Here is an 852-nt window from a genome sequence, read left to right on the forward strand (position 1 = left end):
GCTTATCCGAGCACACCAGCGCTGCGGGAATTTTGGCGACAGGATTGATCGGCCTGCTTCGCTGGGACATTGCGTGCGACGTCGAAGAGGAACCCGAGAAGTGGCGGCAGCATCGGGCGACATTGGAGGCCCATCTTCCGTTTCGGGATCTCATCTACCGCACCGTGAATCGGACAGGTTCTCCGATCTATGTCCGCACGAGTGGCAAGCCTTTTTTCGATGGAAAGGGCAAGTTTCTCGGCTACCGTGGCGTCAGCACCGACATCACCGCTACCATTCGCGCCGATCAAGCCGAACAAGAACTACGAAAGGCACAAGCGGAGCTTGCGCATGTAACGCGTGTAACGACCTTAGGAGAGCTGACAACCTCCATCGCCCACGAAATAAACCAGCCACTCGCCGCTATTATCAGCAACGCGGATGCGTGCCTCGGTTGGATGGGCCGGGAAGCGCCTAATCTTTCCGCCGCGCGCTCTTCGGTGGAGTGGATCATCGAAGACGCAATCCGGGCAAGCGAGGTGATCCGTCGTATTCGCGCGCTCGCGAAGAAAGGCGAGATTGAGATGGTGCCGCTCGATATCAATGAGGTCGTTAAGGACGTCATTGCGCTGGTAACACGAGAGCTGGTGAGCCACCGAGTGACGTTACGAACCGAGTTGACGGCAGGGCTGCCTACGATCCTCGGCGATCGGATTCAGCTACAACAGGTAATCATCAATCTCGTGATGAACGGAATCGAAGCCATGGACGCAGTTACCGACCGGACGCGCGAACTGCTGATTCAATCATCAAAGGACGATGTGGGGCACATCCAACTTGCCGTGACCGATTGCGGCGTCGGCATCGCCGAGA

At 57.4% G+C, this 852-nt stretch carries 1 protein-coding gene; it reads left to right on the plus strand.

Going from position 1 to position 852, the window contains the following annotated elements:
• Positions 1 to 852 (plus strand): histidine kinase dimerization/phospho-acceptor domain-containing protein (locus MTR72_RS40230; RefSeq protein ID WP_341512352.1); only part of this gene is annotated, 852 nt, incomplete at both ends.

This window comes from Bradyrhizobium sp. ISRA442 (assembly GCF_038085055.1).
Classification (GTDB): Bacteria; Pseudomonadota; Alphaproteobacteria; order Rhizobiales; family Xanthobacteraceae; genus Bradyrhizobium.